At 36.2% G+C, this 19916-nt stretch carries 39 protein-coding genes; 2 read left to right on the top strand and 37 right to left on the bottom strand.

Annotation, left to right across the window (positions count from 1 at the left end):
• Positions 1 to 66: 66 nt before the first annotated feature.
• From BN990_RS08805 to BN990_RS08680, 32 genes are all read right to left on the bottom strand, one after another.
• A complete protein-coding gene (locus BN990_RS08805) occupies positions 67 to 1290 on the bottom strand; it encodes a phage portal protein (protein WP_038243584.1) in 1224 nt (407 codons plus the stop codon).
• A 17-nt stretch (positions 1291 to 1307) separates the two neighbouring features.
• Complete coding sequence (locus BN990_RS08800; RefSeq protein WP_038243582.1) at positions 1308 to 3095, bottom strand: terminase large subunit; 1788 nt, start codon at positions 3093 to 3095, stop codon at positions 1308 to 1310.
• Positions 3070 to 3387: a phage terminase small subunit P27 family gene (locus BN990_RS08795; protein WP_038243580.1), complete on the bottom strand. Its 318-nt coding sequence runs from the start codon at positions 3385 to 3387 to the stop codon at positions 3070 to 3072. The genes BN990_RS08800 and BN990_RS08795 overlap by 26 nt, the downstream gene beginning before the upstream one ends.
• Positions 3388 to 3522: 135 nt before the next feature.
• Positions 3523 to 3855: an HNH endonuclease gene (locus BN990_RS08790; RefSeq protein ID WP_038243577.1), complete on the bottom strand. Its 333-nt coding sequence runs from the start codon at positions 3853 to 3855 to the stop codon at positions 3523 to 3525.
• Positions 3856 to 4090: 235 nt separating this feature from the next.
• Positions 4091 to 4567, bottom strand: coding sequence for a hypothetical protein (locus BN990_RS23125; RefSeq protein ID WP_038243575.1), 477 nt, complete (start codon positions 4565 to 4567; stop codon positions 4091 to 4093).
• 46 nt (positions 4568 to 4613) lie between these two features.
• Complete coding sequence (locus tag BN990_RS23370) at positions 4614 to 4745, bottom strand: hypothetical protein (protein WP_269778083.1); 132 nt, start codon at positions 4743 to 4745, stop codon at positions 4614 to 4616.
• Positions 4746 to 4805: 60 nt separating this feature from the next.
• Positions 4806 to 4991, bottom strand: a complete 186-nt coding sequence (locus BN990_RS08780; RefSeq protein WP_038243572.1) for a hypothetical protein — start codon at positions 4989 to 4991, stop codon at positions 4806 to 4808.
• Between the two features lie 30 nt (positions 4992 to 5021).
• A complete protein-coding gene (locus tag BN990_RS08775) occupies positions 5022 to 5837 on the bottom strand; it encodes an HNH endonuclease (RefSeq protein WP_038243570.1) in 816 nt (271 codons plus the stop codon).
• A gap of 16 nt (positions 5838 to 5853) precedes the next feature.
• Positions 5854 to 7047, bottom strand: coding sequence for an SANT/Myb-like DNA-binding domain-containing protein (locus tag BN990_RS08770; RefSeq protein ID WP_038243568.1), 1194 nt, complete (start codon positions 7045 to 7047; stop codon positions 5854 to 5856).
• Between the two features lie 604 nt (positions 7048 to 7651).
• Complete coding sequence (locus BN990_RS08765; RefSeq protein ID WP_038243565.1) at positions 7652 to 8110, bottom strand: sigma factor-like helix-turn-helix DNA-binding protein; 459 nt, start codon at positions 8108 to 8110, stop codon at positions 7652 to 7654.
• 12 nt (positions 8111 to 8122) lie between these two features.
• Positions 8123 to 8359, bottom strand: coding sequence for a hypothetical protein (locus BN990_RS08760; protein WP_038243562.1), 237 nt, complete (start codon positions 8357 to 8359; stop codon positions 8123 to 8125).
• Positions 8352 to 8501: a hypothetical protein gene (locus BN990_RS22555; protein ID WP_158295229.1), complete on the bottom strand. Its 150-nt coding sequence runs from the start codon at positions 8499 to 8501 to the stop codon at positions 8352 to 8354. The genes BN990_RS08760 and BN990_RS22555 overlap by 8 nt, the downstream gene beginning before the upstream one ends.
• 10 nt (positions 8502 to 8511) lie before the next feature.
• Positions 8512 to 8844 carry a hypothetical protein gene (locus tag BN990_RS08755; protein ID WP_051739060.1) on the bottom strand — a complete coding sequence of 111 codons (333 nt, stop codon included), beginning with the start codon at positions 8842 to 8844 and terminating at the stop codon, positions 8512 to 8514.
• A gap of 4 nt (positions 8845 to 8848) precedes the next feature.
• Positions 8849 to 9025, bottom strand: a complete 177-nt coding sequence (locus BN990_RS22550) for a hypothetical protein (RefSeq protein ID WP_158295228.1) — start codon at positions 9023 to 9025, stop codon at positions 8849 to 8851.
• Entirely contained in the window at positions 9026 to 9253 is a 228-nt protein-coding gene (locus BN990_RS08750; RefSeq protein WP_038243559.1) for a hypothetical protein, read from the bottom strand. It abuts the gene before it with no gap.
• Positions 9250 to 9429 (bottom strand): hypothetical protein, encoded by a 180-nt coding sequence (locus BN990_RS08745; protein WP_038243556.1) that lies wholly within the window; start codon positions 9427 to 9429, stop codon positions 9250 to 9252. The genes BN990_RS08750 and BN990_RS08745 overlap by 4 nt, the downstream gene beginning before the upstream one ends.
• Positions 9430 to 9891, bottom strand: a complete 462-nt coding sequence (locus tag BN990_RS08740; protein ID WP_051739058.1) for a crossover junction endodeoxyribonuclease RuvC — start codon at positions 9889 to 9891, stop codon at positions 9430 to 9432.
• The gene (locus BN990_RS22545; protein WP_158295227.1) at positions 9892 to 10068 is read right to left on the bottom strand and encodes a hypothetical protein; all 177 of its coding nucleotides are present in this window, start codon (positions 10066 to 10068) and stop codon (positions 9892 to 9894) included. It lies immediately after the preceding gene.
• Entirely contained in the window at positions 10058 to 10186 is a 129-nt protein-coding gene (locus tag BN990_RS23365) for a hypothetical protein (protein WP_269778084.1), read from the bottom strand. Before BN990_RS23365 ends, BN990_RS22545 begins: the two co-directional genes overlap by 11 nt.
• Complete coding sequence (locus BN990_RS08735) at positions 10176 to 10730, bottom strand: dUTP diphosphatase (RefSeq protein ID WP_038243553.1); 555 nt, start codon at positions 10728 to 10730, stop codon at positions 10176 to 10178. Before BN990_RS08735 ends, BN990_RS23365 begins: the two co-directional genes overlap by 11 nt.
• Positions 10730 to 11596, bottom strand: coding sequence for a DNA cytosine methyltransferase (locus BN990_RS08730; protein WP_038245092.1), 867 nt, complete (start codon positions 11594 to 11596; stop codon positions 10730 to 10732). Before BN990_RS08730 ends, BN990_RS08735 begins: the two co-directional genes overlap by 1 nt.
• Positions 11597 to 11598: 2 nt before the next feature.
• Positions 11599 to 11769 carry a hypothetical protein gene (locus BN990_RS22540; RefSeq protein WP_158295226.1) on the bottom strand — a complete coding sequence of 57 codons (171 nt, stop codon included), beginning with the start codon at positions 11767 to 11769 and terminating at the stop codon, positions 11599 to 11601.
• Positions 11766 to 12434 (bottom strand): hypothetical protein, encoded by a 669-nt coding sequence (locus BN990_RS08725; RefSeq protein WP_038243551.1) that lies wholly within the window; start codon positions 12432 to 12434, stop codon positions 11766 to 11768. Before BN990_RS08725 ends, BN990_RS22540 begins: the two co-directional genes overlap by 4 nt.
• A gap of 139 nt (positions 12435 to 12573) precedes the next feature.
• Positions 12574 to 12948, bottom strand: coding sequence for a single-stranded DNA-binding protein (locus BN990_RS08720; protein ID WP_038243548.1), 375 nt, complete (start codon positions 12946 to 12948; stop codon positions 12574 to 12576).
• A 187-nt stretch (positions 12949 to 13135) separates the two neighbouring features.
• Entirely contained in the window at positions 13136 to 13426 is a 291-nt protein-coding gene (locus BN990_RS08715) for an HNH endonuclease (RefSeq protein ID WP_038243546.1), read from the bottom strand.
• Complete coding sequence (locus BN990_RS08710) at positions 13419 to 13805, bottom strand: hypothetical protein (RefSeq protein WP_038243542.1); 387 nt, start codon at positions 13803 to 13805, stop codon at positions 13419 to 13421. The genes BN990_RS08715 and BN990_RS08710 overlap by 8 nt, the downstream gene beginning before the upstream one ends.
• A complete protein-coding gene (locus BN990_RS22920; protein WP_198433935.1) occupies positions 13798 to 14202 on the bottom strand; it encodes a DUF3310 domain-containing protein in 405 nt (134 codons plus the stop codon). The genes BN990_RS08710 and BN990_RS22920 overlap by 8 nt, the downstream gene beginning before the upstream one ends.
• Positions 14199 to 14594 carry a hypothetical protein gene (locus BN990_RS08700; RefSeq protein ID WP_038243539.1) on the bottom strand — a complete coding sequence of 132 codons (396 nt, stop codon included), beginning with the start codon at positions 14592 to 14594 and terminating at the stop codon, positions 14199 to 14201. Before BN990_RS08700 ends, BN990_RS22920 begins: the two co-directional genes overlap by 4 nt.
• Positions 14595 to 15044, bottom strand: coding sequence for a hypothetical protein (locus tag BN990_RS21520; protein WP_051739056.1), 450 nt, complete (start codon positions 15042 to 15044; stop codon positions 14595 to 14597). It abuts the gene before it with no gap.
• Complete coding sequence (locus tag BN990_RS08690) at positions 15041 to 16318, bottom strand: replicative DNA helicase (RefSeq protein ID WP_081856127.1); 1278 nt, start codon at positions 16316 to 16318, stop codon at positions 15041 to 15043. Before BN990_RS08690 ends, BN990_RS21520 begins: the two co-directional genes overlap by 4 nt.
• Positions 16285 to 17118: a hypothetical protein gene (locus tag BN990_RS08685; RefSeq protein WP_051739053.1), complete on the bottom strand. Its 834-nt coding sequence runs from the start codon at positions 17116 to 17118 to the stop codon at positions 16285 to 16287. Before BN990_RS08685 ends, BN990_RS08690 begins: the two co-directional genes overlap by 34 nt.
• Before the next feature lie 32 nt (positions 17119 to 17150).
• Complete coding sequence (locus BN990_RS08680) at positions 17151 to 17357, bottom strand: helix-turn-helix domain-containing protein (RefSeq protein WP_038243533.1); 207 nt, start codon at positions 17355 to 17357, stop codon at positions 17151 to 17153.
• Positions 17358 to 17566: 209 nt separating this feature from the next.
• On the opposite strand from BN990_RS08680, the gene BN990_RS08675 reads away from it, so the two are divergent.
• Together BN990_RS08675 and BN990_RS08670 are read left to right on the top strand one after the other, a co-directional pair.
• Positions 17567 to 17785 (top strand): helix-turn-helix domain-containing protein, encoded by a 219-nt coding sequence (locus tag BN990_RS08675; RefSeq protein WP_038243529.1) that lies wholly within the window; start codon positions 17567 to 17569, stop codon positions 17783 to 17785.
• Between the two features lie 47 nt (positions 17786 to 17832).
• Positions 17833 to 18033: a hypothetical protein gene (locus BN990_RS08670; protein WP_038243526.1), complete on the top strand. Its 201-nt coding sequence runs from the start codon at positions 17833 to 17835 to the stop codon at positions 18031 to 18033.
• A gap of 2 nt (positions 18034 to 18035) precedes the next feature.
• On the opposite strand, the gene BN990_RS08665 is transcribed toward BN990_RS08670, so the two are convergent.
• The 5 genes from BN990_RS08665 to BN990_RS08640 form a co-directional block, all read right to left on the bottom strand.
• Positions 18036 to 18338 (bottom strand): hypothetical protein, encoded by a 303-nt coding sequence (locus BN990_RS08665; RefSeq protein ID WP_038243523.1) that lies wholly within the window; start codon positions 18336 to 18338, stop codon positions 18036 to 18038.
• Between the two features lie 100 nt (positions 18339 to 18438).
• The gene (locus BN990_RS21865; protein WP_081856125.1) at positions 18439 to 18879 is read right to left on the bottom strand and encodes a YopX family protein; all 441 of its coding nucleotides are present in this window, start codon (positions 18877 to 18879) and stop codon (positions 18439 to 18441) included.
• Positions 18880 to 18921: 42 nt separating this feature from the next.
• Entirely contained in the window at positions 18922 to 19302 is a 381-nt protein-coding gene (locus BN990_RS08650) for a hypothetical protein (RefSeq protein WP_038243520.1), read from the bottom strand.
• Positions 19299 to 19682: a hypothetical protein gene (locus tag BN990_RS08645; protein WP_038243516.1), complete on the bottom strand. Its 384-nt coding sequence runs from the start codon at positions 19680 to 19682 to the stop codon at positions 19299 to 19301. The genes BN990_RS08650 and BN990_RS08645 overlap by 4 nt, the downstream gene beginning before the upstream one ends.
• A 2-nt stretch (positions 19683 to 19684) precedes the next feature.
• A complete protein-coding gene (locus BN990_RS08640) occupies positions 19685 to 19915 on the bottom strand; it encodes a hypothetical protein (protein ID WP_038243513.1) in 231 nt (76 codons plus the stop codon).
• Position 19916: the final 1 nt, after the last annotated feature.

The raw sequence follows: 19916 nt of genomic DNA, 5'->3' as shown, positions 1-19916 counted from the left end.
TTCCCAGAATTTCTTCACTCATTCTCACCCCCTTCAAAGCATAATAAAAACACGCCTTTAAGCGCGTTATTCTTCATTACCAGCGTTGTTATTCGTTTGTGCGCCACTTCTTTCGGCTGGCAATGAATCTATAGGGTATAGATCACCGGAAACATGTAATTTATCAGAATTCCCGCCCTCTGGTGGTAATTCTTCCCACGTTCTTACTTCGTCTGGTTTATATATTCCAGTACGTATTCCTTTCATATAAGCGTCCATCTGTGTTGCGGTGTCTGCTCTGAGTAACGCTTTAACACTAAATTTAAAGTAAAAACCAGTTTTTCTTTCGGTTGGTGTAAGTAATTTTCTGTTAAATTCTTGTTCGTATTGCCTTACTATTGGCATTAATGTAAGATCTACATACATTCTCATAAGTTGTTCATTACTTGAATAGCTTTGTCCTTCTGTATCGTTTAACATTGTGACAGGCATGTTATATACGTTAGCTACTCGTGAACGTGTAATACGTTCAGTAGTAAATGTATCGGCTGCTACATACTTTCTTTCCAATTCATCTATTTCTACACCCGGTTCTTGGAATAATATACCGCCGTTATCTTTGTAAAACCGTTTGAAATCATCGATTACACGCTGTTTTTTTTCTGTATCGACGTTTGATCCATATTTTAATATGAATGAGTTAGGCGCACTTTTCATTTCACTTAAGCTAAACTCTCTTACTGCTTTATCGAATTCAGTTGCATTAGTTAACACTTTGATAGGGTTTATCCCGCTGATTTTACTTGAGCTAGAAATATGCTTTACATGAATCATTTCCATGTTATGGACGTAATACCTGTTCCCATCATCACCCAAAACCTCATACCATAGTTCCTTAGTGTTATTTTCGATTACAGGAACAACATAATCCGGATTAATTAAAGTTAATCTCGTAGGCTGTAGCCTTATATCTCGTTCGATTAACGCATATCCATTACCTTTTTCATTCCTAGCGACTTCCAAGTTTCTTATAAACTCAAATCCTGTCATATTTGGATTAGGATTGTTAATTAGAACGTCAGATGCGCTATTGTGTTCTATCTGGTAGTTTTTATACATCTTTAATGGCAAAGTAGCCATACTGTTTGACAACCTTGTCACAACACTAAAAATGGTCTCGTTTGTTGCTAATGTTGAGTTGTCTATTCCCCAAAATGTCTTTCCTGCCCAAGAGGAAAAGTCATATTGCACCCCTTTCCATGCCATATAAGCACCAAAGGCAGCGTTTTTAACTCGTTGGAATATTTTCAATATCTCACCCCTTTCAATCACTTCATCAGATCAGCCATGCTTAATACTTCTATACTTCCGTCACCTGTAGGAACAACTAATTGCTCCATTACTTTTGTATGTGCGTTTAGCATTGCTGCAAATCCATCTATTTTACGATAACGATTCGATTTTGTAGGCATTTTATTATTATTTCTGTCCATTACTAGCTCTACATTGTTGATATACCAACGTAACAACTCGTTTTCGTTAAAAATAACTTTTCCATCTAAGAACATGTGCTTTAGATCATCCATTGCAGGACCCAGCGTTACATAACCTTGCCTCACAATTTCTGTTGGGTATCCTTCTTGTTTGAATGCTTTATTTAATCTAAAGGCTTTCGCTGGATCATAAGTGATTAATTCAATGTTGTAATGCTGTTTTTGCTCCATAAACCAATCATAAACATTGTCCTCGTTGATATATTCTTCATCGACAATCGTCAGCAACCCTTTATCAGACCACTCACGATAAGGAATTTTCTCATTCCCCATTATGACCTTTTTTCTCGGAATCCAAGAGTGAGACAATACAAACATTTCCCCTGTTTCTACTAACGGAAATACCAAACATGCGCTTGTGAAGTCCTCTGTAGATGACAAATCATATCCACCAATCGCTGACATGCCTCTTAGGTCATCCAGTTTCATGTGCTTTTTATTTTTCTTCAAAGTATCATAATCAATAAACGGAAGCTTACTAGCATTTACAAATATGTTGAATTGCTTTGTAATAAAGTCTGACCGTTCTTCTGGTGTTCGTTTGTCCTTTTCCCAATCTTCAATAAGAATGTCTAAATCAAGAGAAACGCCCATATTAGGGTTAGCTTTCACCCATTCTTCCGGCTCTTCGAATTCTTCGTTGCTGTCTAATTCAGCAACAAAATAGAATGTTCTTTCATCATTGACGACCTCGTCTAATACGTCTGTTCCTTGTTCATAGTAGTTAACCAACGGACCGTCTAACTGATATCCTGCTGTCGTTATATATAAAATTAACGGTTGTTTACGTGATCCACGAGATTTCTTAATAACGTTGATTAATTTGTAGTCTTTGAACTCGTGTATCTCGTCGAATATCCCTAAATGAGTGTTCAAACCATCTAATTTTTCACTATCAGATGCTCTAGGTTCAATCTTTGAAATGCTTTTACTGTATTCGATTAGATCACGTTTAGGGTTGAATTGTTTTCTCAGCTTAGGCGACTTCTTAATCATTGCCTTCGCTTCATCGAATATGATATTAGCTTGTTGCTTTGTGTTAGCTAATAAGTAAACATCTGCCCCATTTTCTCCGTCTTTACTAAAGGAATAGAGCGATAACCCAGATACTAATGTACTTTTACCGTTTTTTCGACCAATAAAAATAAGACCCTCACGAAAGCGCCTTATACCTGTATCTTTATGAACCCAGCCATATAATGAACCTACAATAAAATGTTGCCATGGTTGAGCGGTTAATTGATCAAAGTCACCTTTAGAAGGTTTACAGAACTTTTCAATGAATCTTATAGGCCTATGTCCTTGTTCTTCGACGAAAATCCAAGGAAAATCTTCTGTCCCTTGTCTCTTTAAGTCTTTTAAATGTCTCCTGGCTGCTTGTTTATTCTTTTTGCTAACCTTGATTTTACCTTTAACAGCCTGTTCAGCATACCAAGTTGTTAATAGCTTGTCAGAAGGTTTTTCAAGGATATTGCCTTTCTTTACTTGGTCTTTTTTCCATGTAATAAAACTAAAACTTTGCTTTGCTTTATTAACTTTAGAATCTATCGAAGTCGTCGTCATCGTCACCATTCACTACTTTCTTGCGCTGCGCAGGAGTAAGACCAAGTGACTTTAATAAATTATTCAATGTTTGAACTGTTTTTGTTAATTCAATCGAAAGAGGATTTTTGACTAAGTTAGTAGCGCCTGCCTTGTTCGTATACTCGTACATAAGGTCAGTTTTAGCTATTTCCTTTTGCAATCTACGGTAGAATTTGTGTGTTTCTACGTATATTTGGATTAATTCTTCGTCTGATTCCTCGTAATTATCCTTTAAGTATTCCCTTATTGTTTTAGCGCTTGGAACTGCCATGCTTGATCCTCCTTTCTCTCAAATTAACGTTACCCCCCTTTCATAAAAAATCTTCCGTGGTGTGAGCGAAGCTGCCCCACCGGTCTATAGAAATCCTATTCCCACTTTGTTTGGGAGGGGGATATACATATTCGACTAAAATTTTTCTGGATTTGAATTCATTTCAATTACTTTTATCTTTTTATTCTTCTTTTGTTTCTTCTTTCTTCCAATGTTTTTGCTCTTCTTTTCTGGATGCAATCTATTATGGCATGTCCTACATACACTCACTAGGTTAGCTGGATCTAATCTTCTTTCCCAATTGTCTCTTAAGTGTTCTATATGGTGTACAGTATCGGCAGGTATAGGATGCCCGGTAGTTCTTAGGCACTCTTGGCACAAATACAGGTCTCTTGTTAAAACATATTCTCTACATTTTTGCCAAGTAATTGTTTTATAGAATCCCTTAGCTTGTTCTATCGTTACCATTTCTTAAGCTCCAAATCCAATAGTTGAACATAATCACGAATAGTTCCGGGTACTCTGTCCAGTGTCTCTTCTGATCTTTGACAGCCAGTCTCCAAAAAATAATAGGGTATGCCCACCATTTAATATTAAGCGTATACCCTATCGATAACCCCTCCTCCTTTTTGTGTGTTACTATTGTATAACTAACACCCGGGTACATTTTATAAGTGCCGTCTATATTTGCCATTACTTCCTCCTACCCCATCGTCTCTGTCGTTACACTATCCAATTCCTTTAATGCAGCAGCAGTTTTCTTTGCTTCTCGTTGTATTGCCTTTAGTCCTTTTAGTGTATCGGAACAATCTATATTTATTTTAAGATTGTCTATCCCTTTTGTCTTATCATTAGTTTTTAATGATTCAAGTTCTTTGAATTCCATACTCGAACTCATTCCAACAACTCGTTCCCTGATTACTTCTCTTAAGACACTTTCAACCTCATCTACAAGTACACCCTTAGTATCTGTACTTAGTGGGAAATCCCTAACTGTTACTGGATATGGAATAACACAATTCATTTCTTTCGCTTGTTGATAAATTAGATAAGCCATGTACTTATTTGCACACAATATATGCAAGTCTTCTCTACAAGCTTTCTTGATTAACTCCGTCGTCTTCCCGCAGTACCTTTTTCCACCAATTAATTTACCTTCGCTCGACTTTGTGCCAGCCATGATAATTCCTCCTTTATATAATAAAAAGACACCTCATTGAGATGTCTTAAAGAAACAAGAATAGTAGTATTATTGGTATTGTTATGAAAATAGTTAGCAAGCAGCCGCAACCCATCATTGTGTTTCCCGCTTCGCTTATTGCTTCCCCTGCTTTTTCTAAATTATTTTTATCCCCCATTTGATCCCCTCCATTTATGTATTCGGTCAGTAATACGAATAAATGAAGTATAAGTTTCCATCAATTGTAAGATTCATTTATATATTCAATGGGATCATGTTGTATGAAGTAGGATACACTCTTGTCTGTGTTTTGTGCGTTAAGAATGCTTTGTATTTCTCTGGTTGCATCTATGTCTAAGTCATCATGTAATGTATCGTAATAGCAATCATGTTTCGTTCTGGTTGCTTTGATTAGTTTACACATAGAATCACCTCACATTAAAAAAACACTCCGTCATAAGAGCGCTAATTGCTGTACTTTATTTTTGTTGTAGTTCAAAAACTTGAGTATTTTTTCCTCACGTTTTTTTGCGTAGTGCTCGAAGTTTGGATACCATTCGAAGAAATCTGTATTATTCTTACTGCTATTACATCCCCTACAAGCCGGTATCACATTATTCCTTGTAAATTCTCCATTTTTGGTGATTGGTATAAAGTGATCTCTTGTTAATTCTTTCTCTTCACCGCAGTAGGCACATTTATAATTAAATGTTCTTTTGATATCTTCCCATTGTTCATGCGATAAATCATATTCCAAGCCTTTTTTCTTGTTATAACGTCTTTGTTTCAATGTGGATATCCTATCCTTGTTCCTTCTTTTCCAATCGTTGTGCAACTCTCTGTCTCGTTCTCTTCTCGATTCTCTATATTTTCTGCGTTTTTTCTTAAACTCAGGATCTGCTGCTCTTTTACGGTGATATTCAGATATCTTTTCGTGCTCTCTATAATACCTTTCTTTCGATTGCTTTCTTCGTTTTTCTCTGTTTTCAACATGATAGTTCTTATAATATTCTTGGAGTTTTTCGGAGTTTTCTTCATTATATATCTTGCGGTATTCCCTTATGTGTTCCCTGTTCTTTTCGTTCCACTCTTTTTGTTTCGCTTTTATCTTTTCCTTGTTCTTTTCCCTGTACTCTTTCATACATTTCTTACATTTTGATCTCAAACCGTCAGGGGTTTGTTTATTCCTGTTGAAGTATTCTGATGTTCTAGGGAAAGTTTTCTCACAGCATGTACACTGTTTCAATTCGGATGATGTAGTACTTTTCAATCGTTAACATCCCCTTTTACACATAATGAATTGACTCCAAACACTCGTTACTAAACTCAAATATCATAAATCGTTTATGAGCTCCTACGTATCCATTCCGTTTATGCCATTCATCTGTTTTGTTTCTTGTTGCTAACGTCCTTACCATTGTTCCGAATTTATCTTTCGCATCTTCCACGTGAAAATGGCCTGTGTGTATTTCTTTTGTAGTTGCGCTCCCCCATTCACTAGGAAATTGTGCTGGAAAAACATTGTGTATGTCTTTCTTGCCTTTATCTCCATGTGTAATCCCGATAACTGAATCTCCAAAAACATGTATCTTGTGTTCTACTAATTTGTCATCGAAATCACATTGAGGAAATCTTGCTTTTAAATATTTTGTAAAAGCCCAAGAAATGCTTTCATCGTGATTACCTGGTGAATAGACAATCTTCACTCTCTCGGAATGCTCTATAGCCTTTGATATTATTGGCTCATAAAACTTGCAGGCATCTTCCCAAGCTTGTTCCATGTCCACTTTTTCAATGATCGTTCCTTTTGTTGTTTGACCAGTGAACCCGTCATTGTGATAAAGGTCAGATCCAATTACTAACAATATCTCTTTCCAAACTCTTGAAGTTATTTTGTTGTGTATCTTTTCTTGTGTAGGTTTGTAATATTCATAGTTTGATATAGGAAAATGTTGATCAAATAAAGGTATTTCTAACAACCATTCTCCTATATGTTGCGGTGTATTAATTTTTGTAGGTTTAACTTTTTGAAGTTTTTCTATGACTTTATCCCAATTGAAACCATTTGCTTTAGGTTGAACTACAATTTTACTAGCATAAAGTTCCCTCGGTTCGTCCATTTCCTTGTTAAAATGATTCCACTTGCTTGAAGTTGCCTTTACTACTTCCCATTCATCCGGTGAATATCCATGAGCGGTTAGAAGGAAGTCTTTGTCTTTCATTTGTGCTTGTGATAACTCGACTAACTTATCACTTGCTTGCGATCCATCCGGTTTTATTTCCACTGTCTCTTTGTAATCCGGCATTTCAGCATTACGCTTATTAGGTTCTATCCTATAATGCCCTCTTACTTGTTCTCTGTTGTATGTATCACCAAATTTATTGGACATTTTCTTGGCTATTTCCTGCCATTTCTTACGCCCGTCATATTCGTTTACTAAATCAATTAAGTAATTATGTTTTTCGTCATCCCATTTCATTATTGTTCTCTGCCCCCTCCTGCAAGAGACTCTTTTTGTCCCTCAAACGCTCCACTAAATAATATTTAATGACGTAGGTAAGGATTTGCACCTTACATGCACTAAGTTCATTCATAATGAATATCTGGACTTGCATCTCTAGAACATGCCTTAGTGCGTCCAGTTAAAATGTCTACCTATTCCATCACTACGCCGATTCATGCCGTTTATATTTAACGTCCTAGTCATGGTTAGGACGAATATAAAACACGTAACCGCATTACGGAAACGAGAAACCTTTTCTACACATGGCAGATAGGCAATATAAAAAGCACCCAGACCACATATAGTGTTCCAAGTGCTTTTACAATATATCTCTTATACGGCAGTAAGTCCCTGTCCGTTAACAGTAGCATTCTATATTAGCCTAAGACTTACCAAGAGGTTAGAACAGCTACTCCCTTCTTCACTGTCTACGCTTGCCCCACTACCTTTTACGCTGCAAGCTTCCCAATTATAATGATGTCCGTACGTCGCGGTCATCTTTGTTGTTGACCTATGATAAGATTCTATGATATATTAATTAGTTATTCATTAAAGCTTCGCAATTTAACCTTTTGTTAACCTATGCCGTTTCTGCAAGTGATAACTTCCTTTTTGCTCTTTCTAACGTCTTGTGTACTGCTGGCTTACTAATTTCTAATTCATCTGCTATATCTTCCAACTTCCACAGATACCCTTCTCTCATAATAAAACACTGTCTTTCTCTAGCTGTTAATTTAATCAATTTGAGGAATATCGCTTGTTTTTCTTCTTCTGTCAATCTTCTTTCGGGAATAACATCTAAGGACGGGAACATGTCCATGTTGTCGAAGTGATCTTTTTGATATGCTCCTTTTTTATCGATCCCCAAGTACATATCTGGTTGCGTTCCGTTCTTCATCCACTCGATAGAGAATGTCATATCACCAATCATGGAGTTAATTTCTTTTTTCTCTGCTTTACCGTCTGCATTCTTATACATTTTCTTTAATTCTCGTCTGCCTTGTTCGTATTCAAGTATAAGTTTGTCTACCCAATGCATATTATTCCCCCTTTACGGTAAATAGGTTATAAACCAGTTGTATATGTCATCAATATGAACAATTGAGTAACTGATTAATGCAACGCCTATTATCAAAGCTGGTGTCCCCACAAAGCCTATGAATATTAATTTCTTTTTTGAATGTCTATCGCTGACCCCGTAGTTCACATCTACTTCATTAAATTTGCGAGCCATTAAATAAAATAAATACGATGCTAATAAGTAAATTAATATCCCGAAACTAATCATTTGTTTTCCCCCACTTAAAACCAATTCCTAATTTAAAACCATGTTTATTTAATTCTCTTCCGATTGCTTTAAATACAACCAATCCCCCTAAACAGTAACCAGCACCCATCGCTATAGCTAACACCATAATCGTTAAAAACATGTTATTCCCCCTATATATCAGATTGGTATCTCGATATGCTCTGTAATCCGCTCAACTGCGCTTGTAATGCTCTTAATGATTCTATGGCAGCTTTAAACATATCCTCTGCCTTATCCCGTTCAAATTTTAAATGCGCTATTTCCTCGTTTCCTCTGGCTACATCCTCTATAAGCGATATAGCCATTCCTTGGGATTTTAGTACGAGTTTCTCTTGCGCTAATGCTATCCTGTATTTTTCTTCTGTCTCGGCTTTCTTTTCAGCCATTTTATATATTTCTCTGGTTGCCTTGTCTATTCTCTTACTGGCTTCTAGCATCATAGAATTTAACTTTTGGAGTTCCATGGTCTTACACCCACTTAATAATGGCGTTAACGATATTTATGAATAAAGCTAAAGTGATCATCGCAATGGAACTAATCAGCATTTTATCTGTATTTCCTTTGCATAAATCCACTATCCATTTGATCAAAAACATAACGAACGCTGTTGTGAAAGCGAAAAATAATACGTATAAAAAAGCCATTTATTCCATCCCCTTAATCAAAAAATGTGGATTCAATGCATCTTTTAAAGATTCATTCAGTGTTTCCATTGCTTTTGAGAGTTCTGCTCTTGCGATTACATCTGAACACCTTTCATATTTATCGGATAATTTAATTATTTGATCTGTGATATGTTCTGCTGCTTCTTTCGGATATAACGAAACTATTTCTGGGCTATTATTCGTTCTCTCGAAATGGTAATTATTCATTTGTCATTCACCTCGTCTAACTTTTTATTGATTTCTTGAATATCTCCTGCAAACCAATTGCCGTAGAATATAGTTAGAAAAAGCACTGATCTTAAAATGTCATCCGTCAACCACGCAACCACGAAGATAATAAAAGCCAATATCGCGAAAAAATGAAATGCATTTAATCTTTTCACTTATTCCACCCCCTTTTCTAATCCGAATCTAGCCAAGGCATAAGCATCACATATGTTATTAGAGTTGTTTTCAAATCCCCATTTTTTGAATACATCACGCATTATAATGTCTTTTGCTGCATTCCCTTTGCCTGTTACAAATTTCTTTAATGCGCTTGGTGCTACATCTGTATATCCGTGTATATAATTCATTTCTTGAAGTTCCACTAACTTTATTCGGATTGCCCACCCAATGCCGTATTGGGTAGACACTCCTTGTCCTTTTGATCCGTAAGAAAAGCCTTCGATTGTGACTTTATCTCCTTGCTCGATGTAATTAACTACTTGTTCAGCTAGTTCGATAAATCTTTGTGGTTCTTCTTTCGTGTCTGTTTTAACTTCATCCGTTGTTATTACTTCCCCGTCCTCATTTAACACGCAAATTCCTGTCGTTGTACTTGGATCAATACCAACATAATTCATCTAACCAACCACCCAACATAAGAGAGTGACTACAAACATTAATGCGAATACGACTGATAAATAAGCAAACAATTTCACTTGATTTTCTTTCTGTTCTATCGTTTCCGTTAGTTCTTCTATCTGCATATCTTTTAATACGTTCTCATAATTTAACTGTCCTTTTGATTTACTGTCCATATCTTTTTTCCAGCTCCCTCACTAATTGGCCATCTGTTTGTTTTTCAAATACCGATCTGTTGTATCCTGTTATTAGTGCTAATTGTTCTATGATGGATAGGCGTTCTTTAGTATCCATTTGCTTGCCTTTCATGGTTCACTTTGTTTTTATCAAGATAGGCTTGTTCGATCTGTTCTGTGCTGAATCCTAGCATTTCGCCAAGAGAGATAAATTCTGCAAAAGTTGTGACGTACTCATCAAGTCCTTGTGTGTCTTCTAATTCTGAAATGCTATAGAAAACATCAGAAAATTGTTTTGAAATAGTTATATTATTAACTTCCTCGTACCCAACTGACAAGGATAAATGAAGTTTTATCTGTTTATTTACCAGAACACTTGTATACCCTAATTCCAACCCAATACTTAAAATAAAATGTAGGCAGTCTACGTATTCTTCTAAGAGCGGGCTATCTGCTTCGGGTAGTCTTGGCGTCCAAAAATTCCTTGGCTCTTGATCCTTACTCCAAAACTTAAACCCTCGCCATTCATTAGCTAATTCACCTAATTCAACTTGTAGAGCTAATATCTTTTTTGGCAGTAAATCTTGATCTTGCAAGCTGTGTTCGTTTACGATCTTTGTATCTAATTCCTTTTGGATTTCGAATAATTTATTTAAATTCATTATTTCGCCCTCATTTCATTTAGTTTGTTAATCTCAACAATCGCTTTGAATATTGGATATATTTGCTGTGGTACTACTGCGTTTCCTAGTCCTTTAAGTCTGTCCACCCTATTGGAAATCCCATTAGCCACTCGACCCACATCGGGTTCAGTTGCCCACCGATCTTTCCAGGTAAGTCTTTCCCTTTTTGGAATCCTCCTGCTGTCCCCTTCCAATCTCTCGCTTGTGGAGTCGGAAAGAACTGAACATATCTCCCTAGTCCTATTGATCCGTCCGACCCCTTCCGATTGACTTTCCTTATCGTTCCTGTGCTGTTCATTTTGTACTTGTCGTTCTTTCCAATTATTGCCCCCGTTGTTCCGTCCGATGCTGTTGGAGTGGGCAACAATGAATGTTCTGTCTCGTCTATGTTTGGCGTTGACGGCACAAGCCGGTATAACAAACGATTGTACTTCGTAGCCGATACTTTCCAAGTCAGAAATCGTTCTGTCGAGTTCCATGTTGACGAAGTTAGCAACATTTTCACCAACAACCCAAGCTGGTTTGATTTCTTTGATGATCCTAAACATTTCTGGCCAGAGGTCGCGGTCATCTTCCGTGCCTTTTCGCTTCCCGGCAATACTGTAAGGTTGGCAAGGGAATCCCCCTGAAATAATGTCAATTGTTCCAACGTCTATGCCCCTTTCTTCTAAAGCTTGTCTATTTAAAGTTCGTATATCATCAAATATTGGTACATCTGGCCAATGCTTGTTTAATACTTTTTGGCAAAATGGTTCACGTTCACAAAGTGCAATTGTTTCAATACCCGCCCATTCAGCACCAAGACTGATTCCTCCGATTCCAGCGAATAACTCTATAGATTTCATGATCAGAACCAACTATCGTGCGGACTCTTAACAATCACATTCTTAGCCCGTTCCGCTTGTAACCGTTTGGTTGCTTCTCTATGTGTTAATCCTTCTGTTTCGCAGCCTAACTGCCTTAATTGTTCGATGGTATGCCCTGCAATCCGTTCTTTTTCAAAGTCTGCTATTTTCATAGTGCAACCCCCTTTAGTCTGTTGCGTTGTTTTTGCATTAATTGTTCATTGAATTCCTTTGAGTCTTGTTCGTAGTCGCCTTCTTTACCTACACATACAACGTGTATCCCATCTTCTTTAACCCTTTCGCGATGTTGCCGTGATTTATAAAAAGCGAATGCATTCATTGAAACACCTAGACGTCTAGCGCAATTTGCGGGTGTGTCTATAAACAAGAATTCATCCCCGCGATACACCGCATATTCATTAGGATTTATACTAGTATCTTTGTAAACTCTTTTTCGTACTGTTCTATTGCTCTTAGTTTCAAGTCCTAACTTGTCAGCCCATCCAGAATACTTTCTGGTTCGAGATATTCTTCTGTCAAGATTTTTAAAACCATTTTCCCGCAACTCTTTTGTTGTCGGCATGCGGTTTATGTCGAGTGCTTGCATAGCTTCTCTGATTTCTTTTTCAATATTTTCATCACTTAATTTAAACGTCTTTTTTACTTCGAGTCCTAATTTGTTTGCCCACTTTTCAATGCCGCCATTTTTCCATATAGCTGAATATAGTTTATATCCATAACTATCTATAATTTCTCTACTGGTAGGCATGCGGTTTATGTTTAAATCTTTCATCACTTTGAATACTTCTTTTTCAATATTTTCTTCTGTCCATCTCATTTACTCCACCCTCCTTGTGAAGGAGAGTGCAACCTCCGCTGCAACTCCTTACAAGCTTTGTATTTCATATCCGATATACATGGTTCATGTAGTGCTATTTGAATTAACTGTTGTTTGGTTGCTTGTTCGTATCTCATGATTAAAAGGGTAAGTCCGATTCACTAATATCAACTGGTTGTCCTTCACTTTCTGGAATACCACCTGTTTCTTTCTTGTCATCTAGGAAAACAATTTGATTAGCAATCACAACGTGCTTACTGCGCTTCTGTCCGTCTTTCTCCCAGCGCTCTTGCTGTAATTTACCACTTACTAATACTTTGCTACCCTTTGATGTGAATTTGTTCGTATTAAGCCCTAAATGTTTAAAAGCAGTAACATCTATAAAATCCGTATGATCTTTTCTGAATGAATCTCCTACTGCTAAAGTTCCGTTCATGATTTCTGTTCCGTTATTTGCAACTCTAATTTCTGTATCGGCCACCCAACGGCCAACTAAGGTAATATTGTTATACATGTAAATTCCTCCCGAATATATGTTCCCGTTGCCATACCAGCCACTATACGGTAATATGATAATGGGTATTTATGTGAAAATAATGTAATCGTAATATAAAGGCTTGCTTTGATACGTGATAATCTGTGTTAGTGTATCACCGTCTATTGTTTCATGGTGTACCTCTTGAACGTATATTTTTATAAGATCACCGCCTCAATAACTGCTCTCTAAACCCTTCAAACCATTTCCTAACATCTTTCCGACTATGTGCTAGTGTGTGACAATCCCTACATACTGTTGCACCGTTTGTTGCTTCTCCCGTTCCACCTTGTGACTTGTAAATAATGTGATGTGGTACAGATTCGATATAATAAGATTCACACCTAACACATCTCCAATCATCACGTTCGAATATTTCTTGTTTCGTTTTCTCGGAAAAGTTTTTGCTTTTCTTCTTGATACGTTTTGATTTTAATTGTTGTTCTTTGCTATACATTTTCTATCGTCCATTTACCAGTTAACATTGTATTAAAAGATGCGTCCGCTATATCAAGCTTAATTAACATGTCATGCATCAAATCCTTATTAACGACATAATAATCAAATTCCCTGTAATGGAGTCTTACTTCTTTTCCTTCCCTTAAAGCCTTCATAGCTTCTTCAAAAGATACATATCGAGGACGAATTTTCCAATTTTCATTTTGATAGACTTTGTTCATTCTTCTTGAAAAATTATTTTCCATGATTTTATGAGTAGATGGTTCAAACATCAATTCCCCACCTTCCCAACTTGCTTCATCACCACTTTGACTGATAGCAACTTCCCTAACCGTCAACTGATCTATCATTTCACCTGTAGTAAGCCATTTATTCATTCTCATAACCCCCAATTAATTTATTCAAATACCATTGAGCCTTTTTTAAATCCTCTACTCCGCCCTTTTTCTGGAATCTCATAACATATTTGATGACATTTCCCGTACATACTGCATTGATTCCTTGTAATCCCTCGGTAGCTTGTTCTATAATGTCGATTACTTCCGTTTTACCTTGGTAATGATCTGGATGATTTACGTTGTCGGATTCTTCTTTATGGATCATTAACCACTCTTTTTCACCTAATTTTCTAGCAACCGTTGCATCTCCATAGTGTTTAATAAAATTACCTGTTGAATTGCCATAAACCTCAAAACCTCCATGGGTTTGAATTGCAGTATATCTTTTTTTGCCCAGCGTTCCGTTCATTTCAAATTCAAAGTATTTAGGAATCATTTCACTACCTCCAAGAATTTATTTTGTAAATCCTTTCTCACCCTGCATCTATAGGTGCGTTTTTGTTGTTTCTGCTTTTCTGTTTGTATATTTTCAATAGCTTTGTTTAACTCTTTAAGATGTTTTTGCATATTTTGCGTTGCATTAATTAGGTGTACCAGTAATTCATTTTCATTTTTAAGCATCCTGCGCTCCTGTCTCATGTTTTTTATTTCTTTTGACAGCCTATACCCCTCAGAAGCATTAAAACTAGTCAGTTCGATCGTATGGAGCAAATCCTGTGTTTCGCTATGAAAATCAGCTATTTTTGTTTTATTGTTTTTGTATCTCTTAGGTATACCCTCTATGGCATCCCTTAGAAATACTGCTGTTTGTTCGATATCCTCATACATCTAATAACCTCCTAAAAATGACGGGATTTCTGTTGCTTTGTCTCTTAGATGCTTTATAGTTAAATTTATCGGTTCATTTTTTTTATTGTATTTGGTCATAAGTTGTTCTGGATCACATATACTCATATCAATAGGCTTGTACATCTGGCTGAAACAATAAGAAGTCGCTTGCTTTTCATTGGCAGCCAAAATGTACACAGTCTGATAAGCCTTGTTTTCTACTTGCACTTCGAATACACATGGTTTATAATTAATATTAAGTTTATTTTTGTATTCGGTGATAAGTTCATTCATTCGCGGTTTGAACTTATCTTGAAGGTAGAACATGATCTTGTCTTTTGCGTCATCAAAGGACAAGACTTTTTTTTCGTAAACAAGGAACATAATCAATACATATAAGTCTGTCATGTCGTTTCTTACTGCAAATTCGTAATATTCCTTTACTGTCAATCTGTAATCACCCCCGTAGATCGGTTGTAATTTACTGTGATCTGCCCTGTTGCCCCCTCTCGCTGCTTCGATAAATCGATTTCTAAATCATTAGGATTTTCGCTTTCTGCGTTGTAATAACTATCCCGATACAGCAATAAGATTAAATCTGCATCTTGTTCAATACTTCCAGATTCCCTTAAATCGCTTTTCATTGGACGTTTATCCTGTCTTTGTTCGACTTGCCTAGACAATTGCGCTAGAGTAATTACTGGAACATCGTAATCCTTTGCTATTGCTTTCAGTTTCTTACTTGTGTCAGTTACTTTCGCATGATCTGATGTGAATTTCCCTGTATTTTCAATAAGTGTTAGATAATCGATTAATACTAGAATTCGTTTCCCTTTGTATTTCTTTTGTGCTTTTCTTACTTTTGATCGGATATACTGGATTGTCTGGAATGAGTTATCGTATATCTCAAAGTCCAAATTACTTATTTCCCCCACTGCATCCATCCATCGTTTTTGTTTCGATTCTTGCATGTTCTGTGGGTTTCTTGCTTCAAATCCGTTGATCTGCCCAATCGCTGTTGTTAATCGTCTTAGTAAGCTTTTAGCTGACATTTCAAGCGAGAATACCACAGGTACATCCCCGTTTTTCGCTGCTGATAACATAAACTTTAGCATTAGGGCTGTTTTACCCATTGAAGGCCTTGCCCCCATAATGGTACTTGTTTGTGATTGCCAACCGCTTGTTAACATGTCCAGTTTTTCCAAGCCACTTGGTACTCCTGTAATCAAACTGGATTTAGGTTTATTCACTTCGTCTATCATGTCTGCAAGTAATCCGTTTATATCGACCTCTTTTGTTTCACCTTCATCGTTGATCTTCTCCACTTCATCCAGTAGTTCCCTGCTACCTCGTTCTTCTTTAGAAAGCCAATCCTTAACTATTTGATCTGTCGTATTCTGTTTATACACTGTGATTAAGTCTCGTTCGTATGTGTCGTAATGCTCTGGGTTGCCTTTTGTTTCTATGTCTAAGATGTATTCCGGCCCGCCTAGGTCGGCAATTAATTCTGGTTGTTCAGTCATTAAGGAAACATGATCAATAGCTTTATTTTGCTCTGACAATTTAGCCATGGTTTTAAATAACTTCTTATGATGTGATTCTTCAAAATGGTTGATTGATAGATTCGTTTCTTGCAGCAAGGTGTTATCTTTTAAAAAGCATCCAAGGATCTCTTTTTCTAAATAATTCATTAGGCGTTCAACCTCTCTTGCATTTCTTTCCATAACTTCTCTTGTTCTAATTGCTCCCTTGATTTCTTACGTTCTGTTGGTTGTTGTACTGTGCCTTTTTCTTTTTTAACCTTAATTACTAATTGGTCAAATCGTTTCCTTAGTTTACTAGGTGACAGCACATTGGACATTTCGAAGTCATCTTTCTGTACCCAGTCCATTAAATATTTGATTTGTTTTTCACTACGCTTGTCCAGTTCCATCATTTTTCTAATATCATCAGACCATGTTTGCATGTTAGGTGTTTTATGTTCTGGGTTATTATTTCTGATCTTGTCTAAGAAGTATTCAGCCAACTGATAATAAATAGAAGTTTCGTCATAAACTTGTTTAGGACTATTCTTTTTATTATTACCATTATTAACATTATTGTTTGTGTTCAAGTGATGTTCATCTGATGTTCGTTTGTTGTTCATCTGATGTTCATTATCTTGTTCAGTTTTATGCTGGTTACTCTGATAAACATCATAATTGACAATGGTTACAATGCTGTATTTGTTGGTACTTTTGATGTTCAACATTCCGAACTTTTCGAGGTTGTTTAGGTGTCTCCACCAAGTCAACTTATCAAGCTTTTGTTTTGGTTTAACACCTCTGTTCATGTCCTCTGAAAGTGAGTACCTGCCTGTTATAAATTGTCCTCTTTCAAGTTTTACCATCTGATTTCCTACTAGTTGTTCACGCTCTTTGTGAGTAGCTTCGAATAAGCAATAGATCCATAGTTTAAGATAATTTGGATCTGCCCATATGGGGTTTTCCATCAACTTACGATGAAGACTGATATAGCCTTGCATTCATTTGTTCACCCCCTTCCAGTACGTTTAATTTATCGCTCAATGTAAAGCATTTCAGATAGTTCGCAATCCAATTCCTTACAAAGATCACTAATTAATTCTGTGTCGATTCTTTGATGTACTTCATTTCCGAAATGTCTTACTCTTGAATAATGATAGCCTGTCCTTCTTGCCAGTTCGCTGTAGGAACGAATTCCTTTCTTAGCCATAAGTACATGAAGATTATTTCTGATCGGCAATAACTTCACCTCCTCTCGAGGTTTTATAACTATCATACCTAAATTTTACACCTTTGTAGTAAATAATGCAAGTATTAATTTATAACTTTGGTTATATTTTTAAAACCTTTTGTATATAATAGAAGTACAATAGATAAAAAATGTTGCACAAAAGTAATAAAAGTTATATAATATAATCAAAATTTAGTACAAAGAAAGGTGAAAGATTAATGATTAAGAATCGACTTGCAGTCATCATGGCCGAGAAGGATATCAAAAGTGTTTCAGAACTACAACGTATGATTAAAGATGAAGGTCTTACTATTAGCCGCCGCACTTTAGATAAGTTCTACAATAACCAAAACAACAATATTTCTTACGATACTTTAGAAACACTTTGCACCGTTCTTGAATGTGAATTACATGATTTACTAGTTCTTAAAAAATAATGTAACAACGTATTACGTTAATCTAAAAAAATAAAGGAGAATGCAATATGGCACATGTTAGAAAAGATTCGTCACGTCCAACAACTACTATTTCATGGGATAAAGACTTATTAACTAAAGTTGATGATTATCGTTTTGAAAAACGTAAAGATAATCGTAGTATGGCTATTAATGAATTAGCTGCTTATGGTTTAAAGTATGTTGAACTTGTTGAGAAACAAAGAGCCAAGAAACTTGCTAAGGCTTAATTTTATAGCCATTCCCCACAAATCACGCATTCATCGTGATCTGGTTGCATAACTGTTTCACCCGGAATAAAACTCCATTCTTCACTAACAATAGGATGGTGGCATTTTGTCTTGAATAAATTGAATCGTTTTTCTTGTGATTCTTGTTTGTATCTGCATTTAGGACATTCAAGGTATTCGTATGCTAAAATTTCATAACCGCTGATTACAGTACGGTGCTTGTAATAGATATCACCTTTTTTGAATGACCTGTTACACATATGGCATTTACGTTTTAATTTTCTGCTTGCAACCAGACGTTTCACTTAATCACCCCCTTTACATGTACACGTTTATATTCCTCTAATAAAGCTATGGTTACTGGTTGACCTATGGCTTTTTCGATTTGGCGTAATTGTTCTTTTGTCATGACGTTACGCCTTCTTCTAGTAGGTGTGGGTGTTCATATATGTTTCCGATGACTTCAACATCAGTACAATCACAACCAGTAGCCACATCATATCTAGCACCAACAAAATGATGTAATGGTTCTTCTCCGACGTAAAAACCTGCATAATTTTCTCTGTATTCAACTTTCAAGTATTCAATAACATCTTTAGGGGGATGACCGCTTCCGAAAACAACAACAGTTACTGTTCTTTTTAAAATTTCACCCTCATATATCTCCTTACCGTTCTTGTCTTTTAAGCCTGTGTACTGCATGATGACTCCTGTATTTCCGTGAATGTCGTGCAGGTTCTTGTTTTTAGACTCAAATACTACGTATCTACTACTGTTGATAGGTGCTATACCATAATTCATCCTTCCGACACTTGGTCTCCATGCTCTGAATTTGTAATTTCTCATCCCATTTCCTCCTTTACCTCCCATTAAGGGAGGATTGTTTATTTAGTAAACATTAATTGCTTCAAGTTCCCCTTCAGCATCTTCTTTTGAGTATTTTTTAACCTTTTCATATGGATAACCGCATTCTAAAAGAGTTATATGTTCTCTTGTGAAAGTATCCGAAATATCTGTAACGCTAATTGCATCAAATTCTGTATCTTGATATGACCAATGATTATGATTCATGTTGTCCGCCTTTTTCTCTGCTTGTGCAATTACATTTTCATCTGAATCTACTACAACTTGTGCTTTGTAAGACTTTGTAATTTCCAACTCAACTACTTTCATTTTGTTTCCACCTCTCATTATTAGATCGTTTTCTATTCCTTCATTTTTCAAATGTGCTTCCATGCCAATTAGAAATGGTAAATCTTCTCTTTTCATCCCTCTACTCCTTTCAATGCTTCACGTGCTTTATTGCCGTAATCCTTCATTACCTCTGATTCGATAACGTCTGCCATGTCATAAGTGACTTCATATTCGTGGTTGCTTTCATCCGCATAAAACTCCAAAGTCTGTTTGTAGCGTTCTGTTTTCTCATGCATTGACCTCATAACAGGTAAATTGTTACTATTTAAATCTTTTAATCTTTTATTATCTTTCTCCAACTCCTGCACACGTTCTGTTTGTTGAATAAGGTAATCAATAAGCAATTCTTCATAAATTAGCTGTATCGTCTGACCTACTAATCTTTCATTTCCCTTTTTACGGTATACGCCTGCTAATTGCAGCAACCCTTTTGTTCTTTCTAGCCGTTCATCCATCCCTAGACCTCCTTAGAATCTCCTTGATACCCAATCATGTAATTGTTTGTTTTCATTTTTATGATGTAACCAGTATCAAACTTAATAAATATAAAGGCTGAATCAGCACCATGGAAGCTACGCGGGTCAGGTTCATTTAATTCAATTTCTTTAATTTTTCCTTTTATTCCCCAAGGTGTATTACCACCAACACCCAACCATATATCATGGACATAAATTTGATCAATTTCCATC

It is taken from the genome of Virgibacillus salexigens (assembly GCF_000723585.1).
Lineage (GTDB): Bacteria > Bacillota > Bacilli > Bacillales > Amphibacillaceae > Virgibacillus > Virgibacillus salexigens.
The sequence above is the reverse complement of the archived record's forward strand: the minus strand, read 5'-3'. Positions and strand labels throughout refer to the sequence as shown.